Genomic DNA, 24,842 nt, shown 5'->3' with positions numbered 1-24,842 from the left:
ATCGGCCCCGCAGTTATGGCCTCTAAATTAACCATCCCCGGCACCGCTAACAATATCCTCAGATAACAGTGTATTATCTCTGCATGACAAAACTGGCAAGGAACCCGGATCCATGACCGCCAGCCCGCGCCCTCAACGCAACAGCCTCGGCGATATCAGCGTACTCTACGTCGCCGTGATGGCCCGCGCTGTGGCGGCAATGCAGCACGACCCCGCCCCCTGGCTCGGCCAGTTCGGCCTGGACGACAGCTTCCTCGCCACGCCCCAGGCACGGATCAGCATTCCCCGCTACATGCGGCTGGGACAGGCGGCCATCGAGCTGACCGGGAACCGGGCACTGGGGCTGATGATCGCGGAACTGACCCGGCCAGTCGATGCCGGTCTGGCCGGGCTCGCCGCCCAGTGCGCAGCAAGCGCCGGCGAGGCCCTGGCCACCCTGATCCGTTACTCGCCACTGACCAGCCGAAACAGCCGCGGCATCCCGGTTATCAGCGACAACCGCTTACAGGCGGACTTCTACTCCATTCGGCCTTACAACCAGTACAATTTTTTTGTGGTCGACTCGGTACTGTCGGCCTGGACACAGTTATTGAGGATTTTCACCGGGCAGCAGCAGGTACTTGAACGGGTGCTGATCGAGTACCCTGCCCAGGGTCTGGAAACCAGGTTTGAGGAATGGTTCCAGTGCCCGGTCACCTTCGGGGCTGATCGCAATGGTCTGCTGCTGGCTCCCCGGGTTGCCGACCTGCCATCGCTGCAGGCACAACCTGCGATGTTCACTGAACTGTGCGCGCAATGTGATCGGGAACTGAAGAAAATTCGCCGTGGCTGGACCACCGGAGATCGGATCAAGGACATGCTGCCACCCCTGCTGCAAGGCGAGACGCCGGAACTGGCAACCGTGGCGGCAAAACTGGGGCTTGCGCCCTGGACCCTGCAACGGCAACTGGCCGCGGAAAACACCGGATTCAGGGAGCTTCTGGACGAAGCAAGGAGGGATCTGGCAATTGCCTATATCCGGGAAACCGGAAGCTCGCTGAGCGAAATTGCCTGGTTACTGGGATTTTCCGGCCCGGCGGCGTTTCATAAGGCATACCGGCGCTGGTTCGGGCTCAGCCCGGGAGAACATCGCAGGGTGCTTTCTATTAACTTTCCAGGCGCTTAACCGGATAATCCGGCACCGCAACTGTCAGTGCCCCGCGAATCGGGTGGTAGCCGCTATTACAGCTCCATCCCGTCGTCATAACCTTCATCGTCATCGAAATCTTCCAACTGGAACTCGATGAGTTCTTCTTCGTAATCAAGCATCACACACTATCCCTATCAAAATCACACGGATAGTGTGCAACCGGAACATGTCCCACGGGTGACAGTTTGGTGACAGGTTGATGACAACGATTTCCCGACCGGGATGACAGCTTGAAATAACGGGCTAGAAGGTGTTCAGAGCGAAAAGATTCGAAGAGAAACTGTTCAGGGATTGGCAAAGAAGGGAGGAAATGGCGGAGCGGACGGGACTCGAACCCGCGACCCCCGGCGTGACAGGCCGGTATTCTAACCAACTGAACTACCGCTCCGCGCGGGTCATCACCTTTTTGCGAGCAACCTGTCGTTGATTGCTCGGTGACAACGAGGGCGCATTATAAAGAGGACTGCGGGCATGTCAACGCTTTTTTCAAAGTTATTTGCCGCAGGCGCCAATCGTGGTGGGCGCGATTACATCGCGTCCACCACGGCGTCCTTACCCTGGGAGGTTTTCCGATACTCGATCGGTGTCATCCCCGACCACCGTTTGAATGCACGGTAGAAGGTACTGGGCTCGGAGAACCCGGTCAGATACACAATCTCGTCAATAGACTCATCGGTGGTGGCCAGCAACTGCCGGGCCAGGCGATAGCGGAAATCTGCCAGCACCTGGTTAAAGCTGGTTTCCGCCTCCGTCAGCCGCGTCCGGAGCGTGCGGGGCTTGATGTCGAGCCGCTCAGCCACCGCATCCAGGGTCACTTCCCCGCTGTCCAGCAGCTCGGCAACGATCCGCTCTACCTGGCCGACAATGTCTTTCTTCTCCAGCCGGGCGACCTGTTCGCTGGCAAAGCGCTCGTGAAGGTCGAGAAGCTCCGGCTCAGCGTGGGGCGATGGATGGGACAACAGACTGGCCGGGAAATACAGCCGGTTCTCAGGCGCATCAAAAACCACGTCACAGCCAAGAACCTCGGCCACATGCTCCCGGTTCTGCTCACGACTGTGCTCGAACTCGACCCGGGAAGGATGGAATTCCTCTTCAGTGATGGACTTGAAGAAGGTTACCAGCCCTTGCACAAAGCATTCGTTGAAATGGCGAAGCCGACTGACTTCCTCGGAGGCAGCGTCAAGAATCATGCACGCTTCGTCACCCTCGATCACGAAATCGGTATTGGCAGCATCACTCAGCAAGCGCTGATAGTTCTGCGCACGGCGTAACCCCTCACCGAAGGTGGGGCTGCTGAGAAACAGGTATTCCAGTACCTGTCCCTTGTAGGTAGGGAGCAGCTGGCCCAGGTGCAGGCCGATATCCGGGTCACCGGACACGTCTTCAACCACCTGCCAGAAATACAGCTGCGCGCTGTGGGGAGTGCGCAACTGATCCATGTACACGTAGCTTTCATCAACGCCCAACCGGGCAAAAATTGCGTCTGTATCAATTCCCTTGCGTTTCATGGCCTGGTAGATCAGGCGCAACATCACTCCCGCATCGCGAAGTTCCTGCATAACGTCCCGCTTATAGTTGTTTACAGATCCAACTGGCTTTCCGGACCTCAAGGCCGGTTAACCAAGTCAATGCCCAGCCCGGCCGGGTTTGCCAGACTGTTTTACTTTCGTCGTATATTAGAGCATATCGGGCCACGCTCGCACAGACGTACCAGAATCCGATCCTCAATAACCCGGAGAGACTGCGATGACAGCCGAGCTTAGCTACCATAACCAGCCCCCGGGGCTCTGGTCACTTTACGGTAAGGCATTATTACCAAAAGGCCAGCCCCCCGCCAAAGACCTTGTCCTGCCGGACCTGAAAGCCGAACTGACCGGCGTCAGCACCACCAATCGCCACCTGTCACGCTACCAGGAAATTTGCAGTTTCGAAGCTGGCACCAATGTCCCCATCACCTGGCCCCACATTCTGGCATTCCCGCTTCATCTCAAGCTGCTGACCGAAAAAACCTTCCCCCTGCCGTTGCTGGGGCTGGTTCACCTGCGCAATACCATTTGCCAGTACCGCCCGATCGGCGCCGGCGAGGTACTGGATATCGAAGTAAGGCTTGAAGGCCAGCAACACACCGGACGGGGGCTTGAGTTTGACCTGGTAACCGAGGTCAGGTCTGCAGGAAAACGGGTGTGGGAGGAAACCAGCACCAACCTGTACCGGCAATCGTCCGGCACTAGCCCGGACCGCAAGCAAGGTGCCGGTAAGCCCGAACTGGTGCGCTATCCGAATACCCTCGACATCAAGGCCGGGGAATCCATCGGGCGGCAGTACGGGCGGGTTTCCGGGGATCTCAACCCCATCCATGTGCATGCGCTGACCGCAAAGGCGTTCGGCTTCCCGCGGGCCATCGCCCACGGCATGTGGAGCAAGGCCCGGGTGCTGGCCCTACTGGAACAACAGGGCAGCTGGCAGGATGGTTCGGTGACGGTGACCTGCCAGTTCAAGAAGCCGTTCTTTCTGCCGGGCAGTGCCCAGCTCAATTGGCGGGAGAATGAGAGTTGCTGGGACTACCAACTGCTGAATGCCCGTGGCGACGCCCCGCACCTCAGTGGCGAGATCCGCTGGGGCTGAGGAAGCGCCAGGGCTGAACATGGGCCGGTCAGTCGTCCTGGCTGGCCGGCACACAGCTGGCGCCGGAGCCTGCGGCAACCGGCAAGGTGAAGAAGAAGCGGGCGCCGCCCTCTGGCTGGCGCTCAAAGCCGATATCACCGCCCTGGGCCTGAACCAGGGACCGACACATCGGCAGACCAATGCCCATGCCGTCTTCCTTGGTGGTGTAAAACGGCAGGAACAGCTTCTCTTCCGCGTCTTCCGGCAGGCCGATGCCATGATCGGTCACTTCAATCCGGACACAGTTCTCACCCATCATGGTGGCAGACACCTGCACAGGATCGGCCGCACCGGCACTGCGAGTCGCCTCGAGAGCATTGCGGATCAGGTTGAGGGCCACCTGCTGGACCTGGACCGGATCTGCCAGCACCTCCGGCACATCGTCAGCGACGGTGATCTCGATGCCACCCTCGTTGTTACGCATATCCACTTCGGCAAACTGCCGGGTATCTTCCAGAAGCGCCGGAATGGACAGGACTTCCTTGCCGGCGGCGGGCTTCTTCATGAACCGGCGGATACGGCGAATCACCTCGCTGGCCCTATGGGACTGGGCCTCGATCTTGCCCAGCGTTTCCGCGAGCAGTTCCTTATCAAGGGTTTCCGCAGCCATCATGCGCCTGGCCACGCGGGCATAATTGGTAATGGCGGTCAGGGGCTGGTTCACCTCGTGGGCCACACCGGCAGCCATTTCACCCATGGTGGACAGACGGGAAGCGTGAGCCAGCTGGTCGCGCTGCTCCTGGACCAGCTCCCGGGCCTCGTCCAGCGCCCGCTCGTTCTCCAGCTCCGCGGTAATATCCCGGAACACCACTACCGCGCCCCGCAACTTGCCGTTGTCACCTTCAAGCTTGGGGGTGGCGCGGTATTCGGCCGCAAAGGTCGAGCCGTCTGCGCGATGCATGGTGACACCGCGCTCATGCTCGGCGACTCCCTGATGGCAGGTCATCCACACCGGCAGGGATTCCTCGCCGGAATCCGCCGGATTCGGGGCGTCCACAAAATGCAGTTTGAAGAAATTCTGGCCGACCAGGTCATCCGCGTGATAGCCGGTAATCAGGGCCGCGGCGGGGTTGGCAAAGATGATGTTGCCCCGGGCATCCAGACCATAGATACCCTCACTGATGGCATTGAGAATTCGACTTTGATCGCTTTCCAGCTGCCGGTTACGCTTCTGCAGCTGCCGCTCGAGCTTGATGACCCGGGCATGGGTACGGACCCGGGCAATCACTTCCTGGGCCTGGAACGGCTTGGAAATATAGTCGGCACCACCAAGGGCAAACCCCTTCACCTTGGCGTCGACATCATCAAGCGCAGACAGGAACACCACGGCACTGTCGGCAGTCACCGGATCGGCCTTGAGCTGCTCACACACCTGCCAGCCGTCCATCTCCGGCATCATGATGTCGAGGAGGATGACTTCCGGGTGATTGCGGTGAGCAAGCTCCAGGGCTTTCTCGCCATCGTTGGCGATCAGCAGGCGATAACCTTTGTCTTTCAGTGTCTCATAGAGGACTTTCAGGTTCTGTGGATTGTCATCCACAAGCAGAACCGTCGCCTCTGTGGGCGCGCTGACAGTCTCAGTCATAATTCCATGGCCGGTTAAAAACATTACTGCATGATGCCGGCCGGATTAACGGGCGTCGATAAGGTCCTTTACGGACAGCACCATGCGAACAAGGTGCGCCAGGGAGTGAGTGCCCATCTTGTGCATCACCCGGGAGCGGTGAATCTCAACGGTCCGCTGGCTGATGTCCAGTTCAATGGCGATCACCTTGTTGGCCTGGCCGGCGATCATCCGGTCCATGATCTCGGCCTCACGGGGGGTGAGCGTCTTGATCCGGCGAACAATCTCCTGCTTCTCACCCAGTGACTTGCGCTGCTCACGGTCCTGGGCAAGGGCCGCCTCGATCTTCTCCAGCAGGGCTTCCTCGCGATAGGGCTTCTGGATGAAGTCCACGGCGCCCTCTTTCATGGCATCAACGGCCATCGGCACGTCGCCATGACCGGTCACAAATATGATCGGCAACAGCGAATGACGCTCGTTGAGCTTCTTCTGCAGCTCCATGCCATCCATACCGGGCATGCGGATATCCAGCACAATGCAACCGGCCATGGCATCCGAGAACTCGCGCAGGAACGCGGTGGCGCTCTCATAGGTTTTCACCGTCTTGCCATCGGATTTCAGCAGCAATTCCAGTGAATCACGAACCGCTTCATCGTCTTCCACTACATACACAGTTTGCTGGATATCAGTCATCAGTTCCCTCGCTTTTCCGGTGCCATTGCTTGTTGTTAATGGATGGACGGATCTTTGCCTTCAAATTTTGCGTGTTCCTGGCGCTCATGCTCGCGCATGCTGTCAAGCCGTTGCTGAATCATGCCAAACACGGACTGTTTGGGGTAGCGGCCGCGCTCATCGGCCTTGCCGGCCGGTTTGCCCAGCAGCAGGGTGACCGCTTCCTCAACCTTGCTTACAGCATAGACTGAAAACTTGCCCTGCCGGACAGCCTGCAGCACCTCGTTGTCCAGCATCAGGTTCTTGACGTTGGTCTGGGGCACGATCACCCCCTGGGTTCCGGTCAGCCCGCCGGTCAGCCGACAGGTCTCGAAGAAACCTTCCACTTTCTCGTTGGCACCGCCGATCGGCTGCACCTCGCCAAACTGGTTGACCGACCCGGTAATCGCCAGGTCCTGCCGTACCGGCACCCCGGACAGGGAGGATATCAGCGCACACAGCTCGGCCAGGGATGCGCTGTCCCCATCAACCTCACCATAGTTCTGCTCGAAGGTGAGGCTCGCCGAGAGGTGCATGGGATCCATCAGCGCAAATCGTGACGACAGCCAGGAACTGAGGATCATCACCCCCTTGGAGTGGATATTGCCACCGAGCTTGACGTCCCGCTCGATGTCCATCACCGCGCCATCGCCGTAATAACAGGTGGCGGTGATCCGGTTGGCCATGCCGAACTCGAAGCCGCCCGTGGACATGACAGACAGTGCGTTTACCTGGCCGACACAGGTGCCGGACGTGGAAACCAGGGTTGTGCCATCGCGGATGGAATCGTAGAACTGGTCACGAATACGGCTGCTGCGGTAACGGGCACTGGCCAGGGCCTGCTCCACGTGACTGTCCTGGATGAGCTTGGCGCCGGCCTGGCGGGCCCAGTAATCGGACTCCCGCAGCAGATTGGCGATGTCGGCAGCGTGGAGCGACAACCGGTCCTGATGCTCGGCCATGCGGGAACTGTGTTCGATGACCCGTGCCACCGCCTTGTTGCTGCAGTGCAACAGGCTCTTTTCCCGTACCAGGCTGGAGATAAACTTGGCGTAGAGCAACTGACTGTCATCGTTACGCCACATTTCATTCTCGAAGTCCGCCGTTACCCGAAACAGCTCGGCAAACTCGGCGTCGTACTCCTGCAGCAGCATCCAGGTGTCGCGATCACCGAACAGCACGATTTTGACATCCAGGGGAATGGGCTCCGGTTCCAGGGAGATGGTTCCGGACAGCGTCAGCTCCCGCTCGAGCGAATTGATCTGCAATGACCGCGAACGCAACGCCCGCTTGAGCCCGTCCCAGACGAACGGCTGCTCCAGCACCTTGATGGCATCCATCAGCAGGTATCCGCCGTTGGCGCGGTGGATACTGCCGGGGCGGATCAGCGAGAAGTCAGTAAACACAGTACCCTTGTAGGTCACGCTCTCCACGTAACCGAACAGGTTGTGATAGGTGGGGTTATCTTCCACCACTACCGGCACCTCGTTGGTTTTCTGGTGCACCAGCAGATTGACCAGGTAACGCCGGGGCATCTTGCGATCCAGGGATGCGTAGGCAATCGCCGCCTGTTCCTCGTTGTCTTCCAGGAAGATGTCGAGGCTTTCCGCCAGATCCTTGCGCACCGCCTCAAGATAGGCCACAACCTCCGGCAACTCGCCGTACTTCTTTTCGAGATCATCAAGCAGGTGACCGGAGATGCCTTCCAGGGTCTCCTGGTTCAGCGCCTGTTGCTTCTCGGCATACTCCTGCTCCCAGTCGGCCAGTTTGCGCAGGGACTGCCGCAACTTCTTCTCCAGCCGATTAATAGCATCCTCGAAGCGGGCGCGCTGCTCATCCGACAAGGCATCGAAGGTTGCCTGGGTATGGGGCTCATCGCCGTTCATTGCCACCAGGCGATAACCACCCGGAGTGGTGACCGTCAGGCTGATCTTCTTGCGCCGGGCCTGCGCCGCCACTTTCTCCAGCTCATCTTCCTGCTTCTTGCCGTATTCATTCTTGAGCTGCTCGGCACGCTCCAGAAAGCTGTCAGAGTCGAAGGTCTGCGGGATCACTTTCATCAACCGCGTCATCAGCCGGTCCATATCCTGCTTCAGCAGGTGGCCCTGGCCACCGGGCAGCTTCAGAACCCGGGGAATGCGTGGCTCCTCGAAATTGGCCACGTAACACCAGTCGTGGCTCTGGTGCTCGGTATCCACATGATGCTCAAGGTAACGGAGCATCATGGTTCGTTTGCCAAGGCCGTTACGGCCCACCGCATAGACGTTATAACCGCCATGGGGCATCGCCAGGGCGAAGCGTACCGCTTCCTGGGCCCGGTTCTGACCCACGATCTCGGCCAGGGGTTCCAGCTGCCGAGTGGTTTTGAACGGAAGCTCCTTGAGGACACAGGCTTTGTATAACTGGTGCAGTGGCAATGACTTCAAGATTGGATCCTGTTGATGGCGTTAGGTTACGGCGGGACATTGTAGAATCTGGCTCCGCCAATGTCCCGTGCAAGCGTGGAATTTACGCAAAAGCAGACATTCTACAGCCCGGAAACTGGCCTGCCATGACTATTCCAGAATAAATCGCAACCGATCCGGGCCATGACAAGCGAGAGCGCCGTCACAAAACCGAGAGGTACTATTTTTAAGGCCATGATTGGAGAACTACACTTCCCTTCCCGGAATTGCAATCCGGGAGCCGTCACTGACAACAACAATCAATCCTGACAGCACTGGACGCTTTTCGTTATGACTGACTCTGTCGAACGCAGAATCAAGGAACGCTATCCCGCTGAATGCCTGAAGGTTGAACTCAGCGAACGTGGCTTTTTCGGTCGTGGCCGGCCCTCGGTTCCGGTCAGTTGCCTCGACCTCAACCGCTACGGCATGGCGGTGTTCAGCACACGCCCCTTCGAGACCAATGCCCGGCTTTATATCCGCTTTGAGGGCAAATACATCCACCAACCGAGAGTCGCCGCCCTGGTGGTGAACTGCCACCCCTGGCGCGCCGGGTTCCGGGTAAGCATCCGTTTCAGTTACTGCTCGGAAAAGCGGGGCTACTCACGGACCGTCGACAATGCCCTGTCGCGCATCGAAGGCTTTTACAACCGCTTTGCCAGCTGACCTGCCCGGCGCGGGTTACAGCAGACCGGCATCCAGGCTGGCCGCAACGTACATGCCCAGTTCGCGGCACTGTTCCTCGAATTCATCGCGGTATTCGCCACGACAAATCAACGGCTCCTGGAGCAGACGCCAGCGCAGCCCGGTGGTGATGGATTCGATAGCGCGTCGGGTTCCGGTGCCGTCATGTCCGGCCCGGATGTAGAACGCAAAAGGCAGGCCCTGAGTCTTCTCCAGACAGGGGTAATAACTGCGGTCAAAAAAGTCTTTCAGGGCACCGCTCATGTAACCGAGGTTCTCGGTGGTGCCGAGGATGATGGCATCGCAGGCCAGGACGTCATCCGGGCCCGCTTCAAGAGGCGGCAGTACCCGGACCTCGACATTCTCGATGTCCGGGTGCCTGGCCCCCTCCGCAACCGCGTTGCGGAGGGTTTCGGTATTTGGAGAGGGTGCATGGGCAACGATCAGTAACTTCCTCGCTCCAGCCATAGCACTCACCTCCAGTCGGTATCAGATCAGATCAGCTCTCCGCTGGCCTCGGCCGGCGTTTCCGCCGCGGCCGCAGCCGCGTCCTTCTTGCTGACCGGCTTCGGCATCAGCTTGTCACGGACCTTGGCTTCGATCTCGTTGGCGATATCCAGGTTTTCTTCCAGGAACTTGCAGGCGTTGGCCTTGCCCTGCCCGATCTTGTCGCCGTTGTAGGCATACCAGGCACCGGATTTATCGACAAAGCCTTCCTTCACGCCCATATCGAGCACTTCGGCCATGTGGTAAATGCCCTTGCCGTACATGATCTGGAATTCGGCCTGGCGGAACGGCGGCGATACCTTGTTCTTGACCACTTTGACACGGGTCTCGTTACCTACAACCTCGTCGCCGTCCTTCACGGAACCAATGCGGCGGATATCCAGGCGTACCGAAGCATAGAACTTCAGCGCGTTACCACCGGTGGTGGTCTCCGGGCTGCCGAACATGACGCCAATCTTCATCCGGATCTGGTTAATGAACACCATCAGGCAGTTGGCGTTCTTCACGCTGCCGGTCAGCTTGCGCAGCGCCTGGGACATCAGGCGGGCCTGCAGGCCGACGTGGCTGTCACCCATCTCACCCTCGATTTCCGCCTTCGGAGTCAGGGCCGCGACCGAGTCAACGACGATGACATCGACCGCATTGGAACGCACCAGCATGTCGGCAATTTCCAGTGCCTGCTCACCGGTATCCGGCTGGGACACCAGCAGTTCATCCACGTTGACACCCAGCTTTTCAGCGTAGATCGGGTCAAGGGCGTGCTCGGCGTCTACGAAGGCACAGGTCTTGCCCTGCTTCTGGGCTTCGGCGATCACCTGGAGGGTCAGCGTGGTTTTACCGGAACTTTCCGGACCGTAGATTTCAACAATCCGGCCGTAAGGCAGGCCGCCAATACCCAGTGCCACATCCAGGCCAAGGGAACCGGTGGAAACCGCAGGAATGGCTTCTCTGGGCTGGTCACCCATCTTCATCACGGCACCCTTGCCGAACTGGCGCTCAATCTGGCCCAGTGCTGCGCTCAACGCTTTCTTGCGGTTGTCTTCCATCGTTGCAAAATCCTCTTCGCCGTTGCCATCGCGGTGGCTGTCATTTGGACTCAGGGATATCCCGGTCAGGCCTGCACAGACCAATCCCTGTATATTTGAACAGTATTAAAACATAACCCGGAGACCAGACCAACCCCCTTTTCAGGGGGAAACATCAGTCATCCGTCACAAATCCGGTAACTCCCTGCAACACATACAAAACTGCCTGCCGGCGCACCGCATCGCGGTCACCGTCAAAGTGGCAGATGCTGGCGCGGATGTCTTGCCGGCTACCCCAGGCGAACCACACCGTGCCAACCGGTTTGGCATCACTGCCACCGCCGGGGCCCGCGATACCGCTGATGGCTACCGCCACATCGGCATCCGTCGCCTGCAGGGCTCCGGCCACCATCTGCCGGACAACGGGCTCACTGACGGCACCGAACTGTTGCAGGGTATCCGCCCCTACCCCCAGCAAACGCCGCTTCGCCTCGTTGCTGTAGGTGACCAGGCCTGCCACCACATAGCCCGAGGAGCCGGCACGGTCGGTCAGCACCTTGGCCACCCATCCCCCGGTACAACTCTCGGCGGTGGCAATGGTCAGGTTGCGCGCCGTGAGCAGCTCGCCCAGCCGTTCACCGGCAGCGGCGAGTCCGGCTTCTGTTGTGGTCATGATGATCTCCTTCATTTCATCCCGGGCGTTATTTTCTTACAATCCTTGGCCTCACAACCAGCCAACCGATGCGGAAGCGTTCATGTCAGCAGCCCAGACCGATCTCTCCAAGCACACCCCGATGATGCAGCAGTACCTCCGGATCAAGGGCGAGCACCCCAACGAGCTGGTGTTCTACCGCATGGGGGACTTCTACGAGCTGTTCTACGACGACGCCAGGAAAGCCGCCGAGCTGATGGACATCACCCTGACCGCCCGGGGCCAGTCCGGTGGCAATCCGATTCCCATGGCGGGCATCCCCTATCACTCGTCTGAAGGTTACATTGCCCGTCTGGTCCGGGCAGGTCAATCCATCGCGATCTGTGAACAGATCGGCGACCCGGCAACCAGCAAGGGGCCGGTCGAGCGTCAGGTGGTTCGCATTGTGACCCCCGGCACCCTGAGCGACGACGCCTATCTGGAGGACCGCCGCGACAACCTGCTGGCAGCCATTTACAGCCATCGGGAACAGTTCGGCTTTGCCACCCTCGACATCTCCAGCGGTCGCTTCGCCGTCGCCGAGCTGGACAGCACCGAGGCGCTGCAGGGCGAACTGCAGCGTCTGCGTCCGGCCGAGATCCTGATCAGCGAAGACTTTCCCTACCAGGACCTGCTGGACGGCTTTACCGGCATCCGCCGCCAGGGCCCGTGGCTGTTTGAAGCCGATGCCGCCCGCCGGGTCATCACCCAGCAGTTGCAGGTCCGCGATCTGACCGGCTTCGGCTGCGAAGACCTCACCCTGGCGATTTGTGCCGCTGGCTGCCTGCTGCAGTATGCCCGTGAAACCCAGCGCACAGCCCTGCCCCACATTCGCAAGCTGACCCGTGAACGGCGCGAGGAGGCGGTCATTCTCGACGCCACCAGCCGTCGTAACCTGGAAATCGACACCAACCTGATGGGCGGGCACCAGCACACCCTGGCCTGGGTGATGGACCGCACCGCAACCGCCATGGGTGGTCGCCAGCTGCGGCGCTGGCTGAACCGGCCGCTGCGGGATGTGGACACCGTGTGCCAGCGCCAGCAGGCAGTCGCCGCGCTGCTGGACGGCTTCCACTACGAGCCGGTCCACGAGCTGCTGAAAGCCGTTGGCGATATCGAGCGGGTACTTGCCCGGGTCGCGCTGCGTTCTGCCCGACCGCGGGACCTGGCCCGGCTGCGGGATGCCTTCCTTGCCCTGCCAGATCTCCAGAGCACCCTGCAGGCGGTCGGTTCCGGCCACGTGAGTGCGCTGGCAGCGACCATTGGCACCTATCCGGAACTTGCCGACTTGCTGGAGCGGGCCATCATCGATAACCCGCCGGTGGTTATCCGGGAAGGCGGGGTGATTCGCGACGGGTTTGATGCCGAACTGGACGAGCTGCGCAATATCAGCGAGAACGCCGGCCAGTACCTGCTGGATGTGGAAACCCGCGAGAAGGAGCGCACCGGCATCAGCACCCTCAAGGTCGGTTACAACCGAGTCCACGGCTATTACATCGAGATCAGCCGCGCCCAGTCGGAGCAGGCACCGGCAGACTACATCCGGCGCCAGACCCTGAAGAACGCCGAACGCTTCATTACCCCGGAACTCAAGGAATTTGAAGACAAGGCCCTGAGCGCAAAGAGCCGGGCCCTGGCCCGGGAAAAAGCGCTGTACGACGAGGTTCTGGAGACGGTGGCCGCCGAACTCGCCCCGTTGCAGGATGCCGCCCAGGCGCTGGCGGAGCTGGACGTGCTGAGCAATTTTGCCGAGCGTGCCACCAGCCTGCGGTTCTGCGCGCCGGAGTTCAGCACGGCGCCGGGTTTTGATATCGAGGAGGGCCGCCACCCGGTGGTGGAACAGCTTCTCAGTGAGCCCTACGTCCCCAACGACCTGCTGATGGACAATCAGCGCCGGATGCTGGTGATTACCGGCCCCAACATGGGCGGTAAGTCCACCTACATGCGCCAGGCAGCGCTGATTGCCCTGCTGGCCTATACCGGCAGCTTCGTGCCGGCGAACCGCGCACGTCTGGGACCGGTGGACCGGATCTTTACCCGCATGGGCTCGTCGGACGACATTGCCGGTGGCCGCTCCACCTTCATGGTCGAAATGACCGAAACCGCCAACATCCTCCACAATGCCACCGAACACAGTCTGGTGCTGATGGACGAAGTGGGCCGCGGCACCAGTACCTTTGATGGCTTGTCCCTGGCCTGGGCCACCGCGGAGCAACTGGCGAAGGAAATCCGCTGCTATACCCTGTTCGCCACGCATTATTTCGAACTGACCCAGCTGGCTGACCAGCTGGAACACGCGGTAAACGTGCACCTGACTGCCACCGAGCACGATGACTCCATCGTGTTCCTGCACAACGTCCACGACGGCCCGGCCAGCCAGAGTTATGGCCTGCAGGTGGCCAAACTGGCCGGGGTACCCCAGGATGTAATCCGTAACGCCAAGGCACAGCTGGCGCACCTCGAAGGCTCGGCAACTCCGGCACCCGCCACCCTGGCGGCGCAACCCGCCAGCCAGCCAGCGACCGTCCCGGACAAATCTCGCCGAGACACGGTTGGTGAGCCGGCCTGGCAGGGGGATATGTTTGCCAGTCTGGAGCCCAGCAAGGTGGAGGAAGCGCTGGCCGCCCTCGACCCGGACGAACTGACACCCCGCGAGGCCCTGAACCAGCTCTATCAGCTCCGTGAATTGCTGACGAAATGACCCGTGCCGGAATTCAAAACAAGGAGTTACGGGATGGTGGAAAAAGCGGTGAAGTTGACCAGGGTCATAAGCATATAGCAGTGCAGCGCTTGCGGCAGATAGGGGCGATCCCTACAATATCGCGCAATTAATATTACACTGATGAGACTGACCACCGAACCAGGGATCTGACTATGGCTTTTATCGTTACTGATAACTGCATCAAGTGCAAATACACCGACTGCGTTGAAGTTTGCCCTGTTGACTGCTTCTACGAAGGCCCGAACTTTCTGGTAATCGATCCGGACGAGTGCATCGACTGCGCCCTGTGCGAGCCCGAGTGCCCTGCGGAAGCCATCTTCTCGGAAGACGAGCTGCCCGCCGATCAGGTCCAGTTTGTTGAAATCAACGCCGACCTGGCCGGCAAATGGCCGAACATCACCGAAAAGAAAGATCCCCTGCCGGATGCAGCCGAGTGGGATGGCAAGCCCAACAAGCTGCAGTATCTGGAGCGCTGAGCGGAGCCATGGCGATCGCCTGAAACCCGCATACAAAAAAGAGGCATCCGCGGATGCCTCTTTTTTTCGCAAGCTGAAACGAATCAGCCTTGCTGCGAGAGAATCTTGCCCACCGCCGCCGACTTGTAGAAGGGCTGCAGGCGTCGTCGCAGCAGCGCCTCGAGATACCCTTCATCCCGCAACACGTCCACCAGCGGCAAGCCATGGGCCTCGATTTCGGACATCACCAGGGCCCGGGTCACACCAATATCCTGCAGCAGCACCCCGAGTGGCTGGTCGCCATAGCGGGCAAACAGGTGCTCCACCACGGCAAGGGCACAGGCACGGAAATAGGGAGTCTGGCGGAAGGTCAGCCAGAATTCATAGCCAAGGACCACGAATTCCTGCAGCTGGACGTCACCCAGGCCGTCGTTCAGGTCCGCCAGGCTGCGCTCTTCCAGTGAGATCCAGGCCGCCATCACACTGTCCCGCAGCTCATCGTCGGTCAACGCCTTGTGGAGAAACTGTTCACTGCGGGTAATCAGGCCGGGCAGACTATCCGACAGCCAGGCCTTGAGTCGCCGCTCAAAGGTCTCGTCGAGCCCGGGCACCGCCTTGTTCGCCATGCGCTTGCCGAACTTCATCATGGACCCGACCCCGGGCACCGCCTTGGTAATCAGGTTATCCTCATACAGATAATTCACCAGGCCGTGATACACCACGTTGGACACCAGCTCCTGATAGACCGGGTGCGCCATGACTTCACGGATAATCTGCTCCCGCTGCTGGCGAAGCTCCAGGGCTTCCTCCAGAAATGCAGTGGCCTGCTCGCGGCTGATAATGTCTTTCAGGGGAGTTTCGGCCTGTACCGCGGAATTCAGCACCTCCGTGGCCATGTCCGCAGCCAGCTCTGGCAGCCCCGCGTCCAGCTCCATGTCAATGACAATACGCTGGATAACCGCCATCACCTGCTCCACAGAACTCACCCGGTTGAGAGTGACCGATTCGGTGAGCGCGAACAGCTCATCCAGTTCGTTAGCGACGAACTTCTTCAGCTTGGCCCCCTTGAGAGCCGCCAGCTCGTGTTTGACATGTTGCTCCAGAAGGGCTGAAGCAATATCGGTGTTAGCCTTGGTCATGATGTGGTTCCGGAGGTTGACTGCCAGTCTGTGGATTCAGGGTTGAGGCTAACACGGCACCGGCCCGCGCCAATTTGCCCGAAAGGACGGATTGCCGGAGCAGTTGGGCCAAGCGAGAGTGTGATCCGGGTTACTGAAAATCGCTGAACTGATGAGGCTCGGCGGCCAGCGACAGGCAAACACTGCCCGGCCCGATATAAATGCTGCTGGTTATGCCCATCTGGGACAACAGCAACTCTACCCCATTCCGCTCACAGGCGTCCCGAAGCCTGTTCAGAGCGGGCAACTCCTCGATCTCGGTCCAGGACAGGCCGCAGGACAGGCTCACATAGGGAGTCAGCAGGCCAGCGTCAACCCGGCCGGCAGCGTAGTTCATGACCTTCTCGACCGCAGTATCGAAGTTCCGGGTTTTCGCCACCGGCTGCCCCTCGGCACCCTGACCAAAAATGACCGGGGTGATGTTCAGTGCCTTGCCCAGGAACGCCACGACGGCCGAGATGCTCTTGTCGCCACGGCGGCGCGCCCGTTCGCGGATGTAGTGCAGATCGCGAGGGATTACGCAGGTATACATCCGGTCGGTAAAAGCCTCGACCTCCTGTCGCAACACGTTCTTGGACAGCTTCTGGTCAATCAGCCGGAGGGTGTGGGCTGCCAGCAGCCCCTGGCCGGCGAAGATCTGCTTGCTGTCGATCACCCGCATGGAGAATTTTCCCGGCACCCCGGCGGCCGCCCTCGCCTGCTGACAGCTTCCCATCACTGTGTTGTAGGCATCGGTAGCATTCTGGAAAATCAGGCTTCGCGACCGGGTTACGGTTTCACAGATGGCAACATCAAACTGGGTGACCACCTTTTCCATCAACAGATCATGGATCTGGCCAGCGGAAAAGGCTTCAGTCTCGGCATGGTGGCCTTTCTGCAGGAGGCCGCTCTGATAGAACTCCTGGGTTAGCACCGGGTCGTGGTTGTCGATAAATACCTGATTGTCGATCTTTGCCGTTACGGGGAGAATAAACAGATCATGCTTGCGACTGAACTCATAGGGCAGGTCACAGGCAGAGTCCACAATAAGACCAACGCGCATCGGGGCCTCCAGGGTCATCAGGCTGGCCGGACTGCCGGGCCAACCGTCTTGTCATTGTTATTGTCAGAGGCAAGATGTAACACAATGCCATCACAATTTCAGCCGCCCGGAACAAACTGACCCCAAAAGCGTCATATCCCATCGGGAGCTTGCTGGCGTCAGGCGGGATAGCGACTGTCCTGCAGTTCTGCCAGGTTCTCCCTCAACAGGTCACGGTTATCCTGTTGCCAGGGCTGGAAACCGGTGCGCAGGTACGCCAGGAACTCGGGCAGGCAGCGCCGCAGGACACCTGGCCTGCCCCACAGGAAGTTGATTCCCCCAAGCCAGGTCCTCAGGCTCCATAACTTGCCGTCGGTTTTCAGCAGGCTGCAGGTATTGAGAAAGGTGTACTTGAAGAAATTCCAGGTCACAAACAGGAACACTACCTTGCGCAGGCGCTCGTTACCCACGCACTGGCGGTAAACATCGAAGGCAACGGACTTGTGCTCGGTTTCCTCAATGGCATGCCAGCGCCACAATCGCTGCATCCGGGGACTGGCACCGGCCATCCATTCCGGGTGCCGCAGAATCGCATTAGCCAGCACCGCGGTGTAATGCTCGGCACCACAGGTTCCCGCCAGTTGCCGACTGGCCGGCAGCCGGCCTACCCACGCCATGTGCTTGCGGAAGCGCCGGTCAATCGCATCAATCTCGTAGCCACGGGCCCTCAGTGCCTCGTTGTAACTCTTGTGTTCGCGGCTGTGCAAAGCCTCCTGGCCGATAAAGCCCCGGATCTCCTGCTTGAGCTTGGGATCGTCAATCCTGTCCCGATACAGTCGCACCGCGTTGATGAACTGCTGCTCACCGTCAGGGAACTGAAGGGACAACGCGTTGAAAAAGGCGGTACGAAAGGCGTCATTGCCATGCCAGAAGGATTTCAGATCCTCGCTGACATCAAAGTGGATGTGCCGGGGTGCGACAGACACCCCTTCCGGGGTCGAGCTGACTGACATGGTGGCCTCCTGTCGTCAGATTATTGTTATCAGCGCATTGAACTTCGTCTAATTTTTAACCGGAGACGCCAGTTTAACCTCACCCGGATTCTGCCGAAAAGAAAACGACAGGATAGATAAGACAATTTGTCACGATATGACAAATTGTCAATGCAGTATCGGATATTCGCATGCGAATGGCTCACGGCAAGCCGCAAGCCTGGCCACGCCCGACTCAGTACACATCCTCCAGATAACGTCCCTGTACTCTCAAATCATCCACATCCAGCCTCAAAGGCTGAAGAATCTCTTCGAAAACCTGTTTCACCCCGGCGGCCATCTCTCTGCCGCCACACACCAGAACCTGGGCACCGGTATCAATCATCTGCCGCAAGGCCGTTTGATCCTGCAGGAGCCGGTCCTGCACGTAGGCCCTTTCAGCGGATCTTGAGAACGCGGTACTCAACCCCGTTAGCCGGCGATCCTCAAGGTAGTGCCCCAGTTCCGGCTGATAGAGAAAATCCGAAGTCGCACTTCGCCCGCCCCAATAAAGGTACATGGGGTTGCGGGCGGTATTGTTCCGGATAAATCCGGTCAGCGGACCGATCCCTGCACCGGCACCAATCAGAATGACGGGCACTGTGCCAGCGACCGGGCGAAATCCCGGGTTCTGGCGGATGAAAGCCTCAACACTGTCACCCGGTTTCAGGCCATGCAGGTAACCGGAGCAAAGGCCACCGGGCTGTTTGCGGACGCAGATCTCAAATACACCGTCACTGGCCGACGAAGCCAGCGAGTAAAACCGTGCGTCCTGCCCTTGGGGTGGCAGGATGCCAAGCAGGTCACCTGCCTCGAACGCTGGCAGGCTATGGCGGCGAGACCGGGAGAACCAGGACCGCCATCCCCGCCCCGGGTCTGCCAGCCTGAACCGCAAGATACTGGTCGGCGCCTGCACTGCCAGCCCGTAATCCACACGTTCTGCAAGCTCCAGCCGCACGGTGCGGGGCGGAACCGGATCATGGCTCAGGGACAGCGGAGATCCGATTGCAGTGCCAAGCTGGTCACCCCACTCGCTGAACCGGCCAGCGGAGCAGCGGTCAATCAGCTCAACGGGTTGTATCCGGCTCAGTCCCTTGCCGGCAAGCGCTTCATCAACCTCCAGGGCAAACTGGCAGAAGTTCGGGAACTGACGGTCACCAAACCCCAGTACGGCATAGTTCAGCGTGCTTCCGGCGCGGAAGTCGCGAAGCCGGGTCATAAACTGCCGGGCCGAGGCTGGCGCATCACCATCACCGTAGGTGGAGGTCAGCAGGAGCAACATAGAAGCCACTGGATAAGCGTCCGCCAGTGCGTTCATCTCCGCACAATGCACCCGGAACCCCGCCTTGGTCAGGCCCGTCTGCAGCGCCCGGGCAAAGCCCCAGGTAGCACCGCCCTCTGACCCCACCAGAACAACGACATCGGCCTCATCGACAGCCACGCGGTGCTGGACCTTTACCGACGACCACCGCCGCTGCCACCAGATAATAGCTCCGGTCACCGACAGCACCGGCACGGCAAGCGCAGCCACACCGAGTATCAGGCCCAGCCACCACAGGCCCTCTCCGGTATGCAACCTCATGATCCATTGCTGGACCGCGCTGCCGGTGGAGCGGGGCTGGAACTGCAGTAGCTCACCGGTAGCCTGATCCACGAATCCGGACCCACCCGTGGTGGTCAGGGAGTACACGTCCCGGGGGTCATCGGGATAGGGAAACACGAGTTCCCGGAGATCGCCAAGATCAACCTCTGTGAGTGCCTTAAGCCGGTCAACCGGACGGGGTTGCCCCCCGGAAACTTCGGCCGGGAAACCTGGCCCCGGGTCGGAGGCCTCTGGTAGCAGACCAAATCGCTGGGCCGACAGGAAACTGCCGGTCAGCGCCGACAACAACAGCCCCAAAACCGCCAGCCGGGCCAATTCGGCATGGAACCGTTGACTGCCGGTGCCGGCCAACGGCCGCATCAATGCTCTCCAGCCACCACTCCGGCGGGCCAGCAAAACCATGCCCGACAGGCAGACAAACAACATCAATGCGGCCGAAATGCCCGCCACCATCCGGCCTGGTGTATCCAGCAGGAAGGAGCGGTGCAGGTCCCGGATCCAGACAAAGAACGCCGCTGGCTGGTAGGCCGCCAGACGCTCGCCGGTCAACGGGTTGACCAGGTCGGCCCCGGTCTGGCCATCCCGGCTGTAGTAAACGACCACTTGGCCGGAGAGGTCACGCACAATCTGTTCAGTGCCCGGATAGTTCTCCGCCACCCGTCCTGCCAGCTGGGCAACGCTGATCTCCCCGGCCGGCGGAACCACCGCGCCGGCCCGGTCCAACACCGGCGCAAGGGCCAGCATTGAACCGGTAACAGCCAGTGTCACCAGAAACACCACCGCAAACAGAGCGGGCAGACCGTGCAATTTACGCAACATCACGCTGGCTCCTGGCTACCCGTTAAAAATCGTAGCGGAACAAACGAACGTAACCCCGCCCCGAGACTGGCGTGCCCGCCCCGTCGGTGGTCAGCGGTAATGCAACATCCGCCCTGTTGTCACGCATATCCTCCACCGCGGTATCGACGCGGACTTCGTAGCCGCTGTCAATCAGCGCGTCATCAAGATCAAGCGTGATTTTCAGGGTGCGTCCGCTGGTAATGCTGGCTCCCGTCAGCCCGTCATATTCCGCGGGGTCCAGCCTGCTGCCACGGGCCCAGCCGCTCAGATGCTTGTAATACTTTGACTTTTTCCCGGCTACCCAGAGCGTCCCCTGGTACGCCCCGGACGCATCCGTAAGGTAAAGGGCTATATAGGCGCCATCGCCACCGTAGTCGTATAGCTCGGTTGTGAAGGTTACTTCACGTGCCTGCGCCAGCGCGGGCAAGGCAACTGCTACAGCCAGGCCCAGAGCAAGAAGAATCTTTTTCATACCGTACCTCGTCATACCGTATTTCCGTTATCACGTTGAATTGCAGAAACAGCGGTCAAAACAATGGGCGGGTTATTCCACCGTCACTGTTGGGCGCCCCTTGACGATGCCATTACGGGGAACCGGACGATCGGCCTGAGCCTTGTCCCCGGCTTGGCGATCGCCCTGGTCCTGCCTGTTGTTATCGTCATCGTCATCGTCATCGTCGTCTTCCCGTTCCAGTTCCATCAGTTCGAGGGAGGCAGGTGCAAACGAAGCCTCTACACGCCGCCCCTCCGGGGCCAGCCCCTTCACTTCATAGCATCCGTCATCCACCTTGATGCGGTAGACCGTCCAGCCCTCCGCCTCCAGTTTCTGACGCAAGTGTTCCCGCGGCTGCCAGTCAGCCACCGGATCGTCACAGTCATCGTCCGCCAGCACCGGTGCACTGAGGCACAGAACTGCGAGGCTGATAATCACCGGTTTGGTCTTCATGGGATGTCTCCTGTTGAATCCACACCACCTATTCTGGGGCGCAGACCTGACACTGGCCTGAACGCCCCGGGAAGGGTTAACGGAACTGGAAGGCTTCCTTGTGGAAGCGTGACAAACGCAACGGTGCCGTCCGCAATCCCCGCTCCAGGCTCTGCCCCAGCCCTGCCGGGCCGCAGAACCAGACCTCAGCCCTGGCACCCGGGCTTTCACTGGCCGACAACGCTTCTGCCGAAAGGCTCTCCCCTTTACTGCTGTCGTGAATCTGCAGCTTGATGCCCGGATAGTCCCGACAAAGGGCCTGAAGCCGCTCGACCACCGGGTCCCGGTCAGCGTTACGGGTGCAGTAGTGCAGATCCGCTTCAGGTGCGGGCTGGTGGGCAGCACTCGCCGCTTCTAGCCAGGCGAGAAAGGGTGTTACACCAATGCCTCCGGCAATCCAGATCTGGTGGGCCTTGCGATTTCTTCGATTGAAATCGAAGCAACCGTAGGGACCTTCCACGGTCACCGGCTGCCCCACGTCGATTTTATGGGCCAGGTTGCGGGTGAAATCGCCAAGCGACTTGATCAGGAAAGTGACCCGGCCGTTACCGCTATCGGCGCTGGCAATGGTGAAGGGATGAGAGCCCTCCAGCCTGTTGAACGTTACCAGGGCAAACTGTCCCGGCCGGTGCCCCTGCCAGGCCCTGCCGAGGTCCAGGGTGACCTCGGTGATGCTCGGTTCCGGGGAATTGATGGCCACAATCTTGCCCTGCACCTGACGACGTCGGCCGACCCTGCCGGCCAGCGAAAGCACGCTGGCGAGGCTGCCGCCTGCCAACAGGGCTGCCATCAGCCAACCGATGGGTTGCTGCCACCAGTCCAGTGGAGCCAGCCAGGCCGCATGGAACGCAAGTAGCAGGAAAAGCGCAGGCATTGCCCGGTGCAGATAACGCCAGTACCGGTAGGGGAACTTACGCCACAGCGTGATCAGCACCATGGCGAACAACAGGTAAATGGCAAATTCACCCACTTCTTCAGCCGCATCGCGCATCGCCTCGATGAAACCGCTGTAGTGCAGGTCATCGAGCCGGCTGATGCCGCCAAAGATCGCTTCGATGACATCGTCACCCATCTCGATCAACCAGTGCGCCGCCGCGAAGGCCACGGCCAGAATGCCTGCCCACTTATGGGTGCGATAGATCTTGTCCAACCCGCCCATGGGCCGCTCAAGCCAGGCCGGGCGAAGGGCCAGCATCATGGTCAGGGACAACAGGGCGATGGATAACCACCCGCTGAGCAGCAGGCCCTGGTCATAGACGGACCAGTGCCCGGCGGATGTCGTCAGGTTCCATGCCCACAGGCCGGTGACGACAAGAACGAAGGGTATAATCAGGCGGATCATGGTGTCTCCTCGGATCAGCTCCCGGAATGATTGCGGTCAGGCTACCGCGCAAACCTGACAGCCAGCTGAAGGTGATCCGGGAACAGGGCAAATCCTTGACTATTAAGGCTGCTGTCAGGTTCCGGCTGTAGTATGTTCTTCGGAAACCGCATCAAAGGTGGGCTATGCGAATATTGCTGGTGGAGGATACTGTGGGCCTGGGTGAGGCTGTACGGGACCAGATTACCGACGATGACCATGCCGTGGATTGGGTACAGTCCCTGAGGTTTGCTGAAGCCAGCCTGCAGACCACCGCCTACGACCTGGTCCTGCTGGACCTGATGCTCCCGGACGGTCATGGCCTCGGTTTTCTGAAAACCATCAGAGCCAGTGGCAATACCACCCCGGTAATCATTCTTACGGCCAGGGACCAGGTATCCGACCGGATTGAGGGCCTGAACGCCGGTGCCGACGACTACCTGATAAAACCCTTTGATCTGTCCGAACTGTCCGCCCGTGTAGCTGCCGTGGCACGACGTTACCGGGGCAACCCGAATCCACTGATACAGGTGGGCAACCTGGAGGTGGATCTGCACGATCATCGCATCCAGCGCAATGGCCAGCCGGTAGAACTGACTGCCCGTGAGTGGGCCTTGTTCGAGGGCTTCATACAGCGGCCGGGAATGCTGCTGTCAAGACAGCAACTGGAAGACAGGCTGTATGCCTTCGGGGCCGAAATCGAAAGCAACACCATTGAAGTCTATGTCAGCCGCCTACGGAAAAAACTGGGGCGTGACGCCATCGTAACGGTGCGGGGCATGGGCTACCGCCTGGAAACCCATGAATCGTAACAGCAGCCTGCAAAAACGCCTGGGTATTGGCCTCACCCTTGGGGTCACGCTGCTGTGGCTGCTGGGCGTGGCGGCGTCTGGACTGGTGGCACAGCACGAAATGAACGAAGTCTTCGACAGTGCCCTTGAAGAGACTGCGCAACGCATTCTGCCGCTGGCCGTAACCGACATTCTGAATCGCGAAACCGATACCGGAAACCGCACTGCCCCTGCCCTGAAAGAGCATGACGAATACCTCACCTACGTAGTCAGGGATCGTCAGGGCAGCCTGCTGCTCCAGTCCCACGATGCCGACCTCCGTGTATTCTCAGCACGGCCCCGCGAAGGTTTCACCAACACTTCCACACACCGGATCTATGGCGCGTCGGCAGTCAGCGATACCCTCTACATCGAAGTGGCCGAACCTCTGGCACACCGACGCGAAGCCGCTCTGGAAGCCGGCCTGGCGTTACTGGCGCCCTTGCTCTTCCTGATTCCGGTCAGCCTGTTCGGGGTCTGGTGGGTCGTCCGGCTCTCCCTGCGAAGCGTGGTCGAGTTCCAGCGCTCGATCGAATCCCGGGGGGCAAGCGATCTCTCTCCCGTGGACAAAGGCCCGCTACCGGAAGAGTTCAAACCAACGGCGGTTGCCGTCAACCGGCTGCTGGCCCGGCTGAACCGCGCGCTTGACGCGGAACGGAGTTTCACCGCCAACAGCGCCCACGAATTGCGCACCCCGCTGGCCACAGCCCTGGCCAAGGTACAACGGCTGAAAACACAGCTGGCGGATCAACACCTGAAAAAGAATGTGGTTGAGATTGAAGAGGCGCTGCGCAGCCTGTCCACGCTGTCCGGCAAGCTGCTCGAACTTGCCAAGGCCGAAGGCGGAGGCGCGATTTCGCAAAAGCCCCATAACCTTGTGCCAATACTTGCGATGATCGCCCGCGATTTCGAACCCCGGGCGCCCGGCCGCATTCGCCTGACCTTGCCGGAGCATGAGGTGAACTCCCTCCTTGATCCGGATGCCTTTGCCATTCTGGCCCGCAACCTGATCGAGAACGCTCTGAAACACGGCTCGGCGCAACACCCCGTGGATGTGATCATGACCGACGATGGAAGGGTGCGAGTCTGCAACGGCGGCGCCATCGTGCCACCTGACCAGTTGGCCCTGCTACGAAACCGGTTCGCCCGCTACGACACCGAGACAGGCGGCTCCGGCCTGGGGCTCGCGATTGTGGATGCCATCGCTTCAGGTTCCGGTATGCCCCTGCATTTGCGATCGCCGGCAACAGGACGCTCCGACGGCTTTGAAGCAGAGGTGAATGTGACTCCCGCGGGGCTTCGCGAGCATAGCCACTAACCGCAGCCGGACAACAAAAA

21 protein-coding genes and 1 tRNA gene are annotated in these 24,842 nt (G+C 60.0%); 7 read left to right on the top strand and 15 right to left on the bottom strand.

From position 1 onward, the window contains the following. The first annotated feature begins 112 nt into the window (after positions 1-112). Positions 113-1,165 (top strand): AraC family transcriptional regulator, encoded by a 1,053-nt coding sequence (locus tag CLH61_RS00200; protein ID WP_099612702.1) that lies wholly within the window; start codon positions 113-115, stop codon positions 1,163-1,165. Between the two features lie 335 nt (positions 1,166-1,500). On the opposite strand, the gene CLH61_RS00195 is transcribed toward CLH61_RS00200, so the two are convergent. Further along, positions 1,501-1,577, bottom strand: a tRNA-Asp gene (locus CLH61_RS00195). Between the two features lie 139 nt (positions 1,578-1,716). Continuing rightward, positions 1,717-2,748, bottom strand: a complete 1,032-nt coding sequence (locus tag CLH61_RS00190; protein WP_099612701.1) for an AraC family transcriptional regulator — start codon at positions 2,746-2,748, stop codon at positions 1,717-1,719. A gap of 187 nt (positions 2,749-2,935) precedes the next feature. Between CLH61_RS00190 and CLH61_RS00185 the strand changes: the two genes are divergently transcribed. Next, on the top strand, positions 2,936-3,814 hold the full coding sequence (locus CLH61_RS00185; protein WP_099612700.1) for a MaoC family dehydratase: 879 nt from the start codon (positions 2,936-2,938) through the stop codon (positions 3,812-3,814). 28 nt (positions 3,815-3,842) lie between these two features. On the opposite strand, the gene CLH61_RS00180 is transcribed toward CLH61_RS00185, so the two are convergent. Genes CLH61_RS00180 through CLH61_RS00170 form a run of 3 tightly spaced genes read right to left on the bottom strand, consistent with a single transcriptional unit; the run spans position 3,843 to position 8,554 of the window. Next, on the bottom strand, positions 3,843-5,438 hold the full coding sequence (locus CLH61_RS00180; RefSeq protein WP_099613201.1) for an ATP-binding response regulator: 1,596 nt from the start codon (positions 5,436-5,438) through the stop codon (positions 3,843-3,845). A gap of 45 nt (positions 5,439-5,483) precedes the next feature. Beyond that, positions 5,484-6,110: a response regulator FixJ gene (gene fixJ / locus CLH61_RS00175; RefSeq protein WP_099612699.1), complete on the bottom strand. Its 627-nt coding sequence runs from the start codon at positions 6,108-6,110 to the stop codon at positions 5,484-5,486. 35 nt (positions 6,111-6,145) lie between these two features. Continuing rightward, on the bottom strand, positions 6,146-8,554 hold the full coding sequence (locus tag CLH61_RS00170) for an ATP-binding protein (RefSeq protein WP_099612698.1): 2,409 nt from the start codon (positions 8,552-8,554) through the stop codon (positions 6,146-6,148). A gap of 309 nt (positions 8,555-8,863) precedes the next feature. Here CLH61_RS00170 and CLH61_RS00165 point away from each other — a divergent pair, with 309 nt between their 5' ends. Then, the gene (locus CLH61_RS00165) at positions 8,864-9,238 is read left to right on the top strand and encodes a PilZ domain-containing protein (RefSeq protein WP_099612697.1); all 375 of its coding nucleotides are present in this window, start codon (positions 8,864-8,866) and stop codon (positions 9,236-9,238) included. A gap of 15 nt (positions 9,239-9,253) precedes the next feature. On the opposite strand, the gene CLH61_RS00160 is transcribed toward CLH61_RS00165, so the two are convergent. The 3 genes from CLH61_RS00160 to CLH61_RS00150 form a co-directional block, all read right to left on the bottom strand. Continuing rightward, positions 9,254-9,724, bottom strand: a complete 471-nt coding sequence (locus tag CLH61_RS00160; protein ID WP_099612696.1) for a flavodoxin family protein — start codon at positions 9,722-9,724, stop codon at positions 9,254-9,256. 26 nt (positions 9,725-9,750) lie between these two features. After that, a complete protein-coding gene (gene recA / locus CLH61_RS00155; RefSeq protein ID WP_099613200.1) occupies positions 9,751-10,809 on the bottom strand; it encodes a recombinase RecA in 1,059 nt (352 codons plus the stop codon). A gap of 154 nt (positions 10,810-10,963) precedes the next feature. Continuing rightward, a complete protein-coding gene (locus tag CLH61_RS00150; protein ID WP_099613199.1) occupies positions 10,964-11,461 on the bottom strand; it encodes a CinA family protein in 498 nt (165 codons plus the stop codon). 82 nt (positions 11,462-11,543) lie between these two features. Between CLH61_RS00150 and mutS the strand changes: the two genes are divergently transcribed. After that, positions 11,544-14,180 carry a DNA mismatch repair protein MutS gene (gene mutS / locus CLH61_RS00145; protein WP_099612695.1) on the top strand — a complete coding sequence of 879 codons (2,637 nt, stop codon included), beginning with the start codon at positions 11,544-11,546 and terminating at the stop codon, positions 14,178-14,180. A gap of 173 nt (positions 14,181-14,353) precedes the next feature. Beyond that, positions 14,354-14,677 (top strand): ferredoxin FdxA, encoded by a 324-nt coding sequence (gene fdxA / locus CLH61_RS00140; RefSeq protein ID WP_099612694.1) that lies wholly within the window; start codon positions 14,354-14,356, stop codon positions 14,675-14,677. A gap of 83 nt (positions 14,678-14,760) precedes the next feature. Here the strand turns inward: fdxA and CLH61_RS00135 are convergent, their stop codons facing one another. The 7 genes from CLH61_RS00135 to CLH61_RS00105 form a co-directional block, all read right to left on the bottom strand. Further along, entirely contained in the window at positions 14,761-15,795 is a 1,035-nt protein-coding gene (locus CLH61_RS00135; RefSeq protein ID WP_099612693.1) for a hypothetical protein, read from the bottom strand. A gap of 130 nt (positions 15,796-15,925) precedes the next feature. Beyond that, positions 15,926-16,876 carry a DegV family protein gene (locus CLH61_RS00130; protein WP_099613198.1) on the bottom strand — a complete coding sequence of 317 codons (951 nt, stop codon included), beginning with the start codon at positions 16,874-16,876 and terminating at the stop codon, positions 15,926-15,928. 158 nt (positions 16,877-17,034) lie between these two features. Then, a complete protein-coding gene (locus CLH61_RS00125) occupies positions 17,035-17,868 on the bottom strand; it encodes a metal-dependent hydrolase (RefSeq protein ID WP_099612692.1) in 834 nt (277 codons plus the stop codon). A 214-nt stretch (positions 17,869-18,082) separates the two neighbouring features. Further along, entirely contained in the window at positions 18,083-20,308 is a 2,226-nt protein-coding gene (locus CLH61_RS00120; protein WP_099612691.1) for a PepSY domain-containing protein, read from the bottom strand. Positions 20,309-20,330: 22 nt separating this feature from the next. Further along, entirely contained in the window at positions 20,331-20,801 is a 471-nt protein-coding gene (locus CLH61_RS00115) for a DUF2271 domain-containing protein (RefSeq protein ID WP_099613197.1), read from the bottom strand. A 72-nt stretch (positions 20,802-20,873) separates the two neighbouring features. Then, positions 20,874-21,275 (bottom strand): PepSY domain-containing protein, encoded by a 402-nt coding sequence (locus tag CLH61_RS00110; protein WP_099612690.1) that lies wholly within the window; start codon positions 21,273-21,275, stop codon positions 20,874-20,876. Positions 21,276-21,351: 76 nt separating this feature from the next. Beyond that, positions 21,352-22,656, bottom strand: coding sequence for a ferredoxin reductase family protein (locus tag CLH61_RS00105; RefSeq protein WP_099612689.1), 1,305 nt, complete (start codon positions 22,654-22,656; stop codon positions 21,352-21,354). A 164-nt stretch (positions 22,657-22,820) separates the two neighbouring features. Here CLH61_RS00105 and CLH61_RS00100 point away from each other — a divergent pair, with 164 nt between their 5' ends. Continuing rightward, the gene (locus CLH61_RS00100) at positions 22,821-23,486 is read left to right on the top strand and encodes a response regulator (protein ID WP_099612688.1); all 666 of its coding nucleotides are present in this window, start codon (positions 22,821-22,823) and stop codon (positions 23,484-23,486) included. Then, positions 23,476-24,822: an ATP-binding protein gene (locus tag CLH61_RS00095; protein WP_099612687.1), complete on the top strand. Its 1,347-nt coding sequence runs from the start codon at positions 23,476-23,478 to the stop codon at positions 24,820-24,822. The genes CLH61_RS00100 and CLH61_RS00095 overlap by 11 nt, the downstream gene beginning before the upstream one ends. Positions 24,823-24,842: the final 20 nt, after the last annotated feature.

It is taken from the genome of Marinobacter profundi, assembly GCF_002744715.1.
Lineage (GTDB): Bacteria > Pseudomonadota > Gammaproteobacteria > Pseudomonadales > Oleiphilaceae > Marinobacter > Marinobacter profundi.
This window is presented reverse-complemented; position numbering and strand designations above follow the sequence as displayed.

What these genes read in the sequence shown, in the direction of transcription:
- mutS (WP_099612695.1), top strand. Translation starts at nt 11,544, where the DNA reads ATGTCAGCAGCCCAGACCGATCTCTCCAAGCACACCCCGATGATGCAG.
- fixJ (WP_099612699.1), bottom strand. Translation starts at nt 6,110, where the DNA reads ATGACTGATATCCAGCAAACTGTGTATGTAGTGGAAGACGATGAAGCG.
- fdxA (WP_099612694.1), top strand. Translation starts at nt 14,354, where the DNA reads ATGGCTTTTATCGTTACTGATAACTGCATCAAGTGCAAATACACCGAC.
- CLH61_RS00125 (WP_099612692.1), bottom strand. Translation starts at nt 17,868, where the DNA reads ATGTCAGTCAGCTCGACCCCGGAAGGGGTGTCTGTCGCACCCCGGCAC.
- CLH61_RS00120 (WP_099612691.1), bottom strand. Translation starts at nt 20,308, where the DNA reads ATGTTGCGTAAATTGCACGGTCTGCCCGCTCTGTTTGCGGTGGTGTTT.
- CLH61_RS00200 (WP_099612702.1), top strand. Translation starts at nt 113, where the DNA reads ATGACCGCCAGCCCGCGCCCTCAACGCAACAGCCTCGGCGATATCAGC.
- recA (WP_099613200.1), bottom strand. Translation starts at nt 10,809, where the DNA reads ATGGAAGACAACCGCAAGAAAGCGTTGAGCGCAGCACTGGGCCAGATT.
- CLH61_RS00105 (WP_099612689.1), bottom strand. Translation starts at nt 22,656, where the DNA reads ATGATCCGCCTGATTATACCCTTCGTTCTTGTCGTCACCGGCCTGTGG.
- CLH61_RS00095 (WP_099612687.1), top strand. Translation starts at nt 23,476, where the DNA reads ATGAATCGTAACAGCAGCCTGCAAAAACGCCTGGGTATTGGCCTCACC.
- CLH61_RS00165 (WP_099612697.1), top strand. Translation starts at nt 8,864, where the DNA reads ATGACTGACTCTGTCGAACGCAGAATCAAGGAACGCTATCCCGCTGAA.
- CLH61_RS00135 (WP_099612693.1), bottom strand. Translation starts at nt 15,795, where the DNA reads ATGACCAAGGCTAACACCGATATTGCTTCAGCCCTTCTGGAGCAACAT.
- CLH61_RS00130 (WP_099613198.1), bottom strand. Translation starts at nt 16,876, where the DNA reads ATGCGCGTTGGTCTTATTGTGGACTCTGCCTGTGACCTGCCCTATGAG.
- CLH61_RS00190 (WP_099612701.1), bottom strand. Translation starts at nt 2,748, where the DNA reads ATGCAGGAACTTCGCGATGCGGGAGTGATGTTGCGCCTGATCTACCAG.
- CLH61_RS00180 (WP_099613201.1), bottom strand. Translation starts at nt 5,438, where the DNA reads ATGACTGAGACTGTCAGCGCGCCCACAGAGGCGACGGTTCTGCTTGTG.
- CLH61_RS00100 (WP_099612688.1), top strand. Translation starts at nt 22,821, where the DNA reads ATGCGAATATTGCTGGTGGAGGATACTGTGGGCCTGGGTGAGGCTGTA.
- CLH61_RS00185 (WP_099612700.1), top strand. Translation starts at nt 2,936, where the DNA reads ATGACAGCCGAGCTTAGCTACCATAACCAGCCCCCGGGGCTCTGGTCA.
- CLH61_RS00150 (WP_099613199.1), bottom strand. Translation starts at nt 11,461, where the DNA reads ATGACCACAACAGAAGCCGGACTCGCCGCTGCCGGTGAACGGCTGGGC.
- CLH61_RS00115 (WP_099613197.1), bottom strand. Translation starts at nt 20,801, where the DNA reads ATGAAAAAGATTCTTCTTGCTCTGGGCCTGGCTGTAGCAGTTGCCTTG.
- CLH61_RS00160 (WP_099612696.1), bottom strand. Translation starts at nt 9,724, where the DNA reads ATGGCTGGAGCGAGGAAGTTACTGATCGTTGCCCATGCACCCTCTCCA.
- CLH61_RS00110 (WP_099612690.1), bottom strand. Translation starts at nt 21,275, where the DNA reads ATGAAGACCAAACCGGTGATTATCAGCCTCGCAGTTCTGTGCCTCAGT.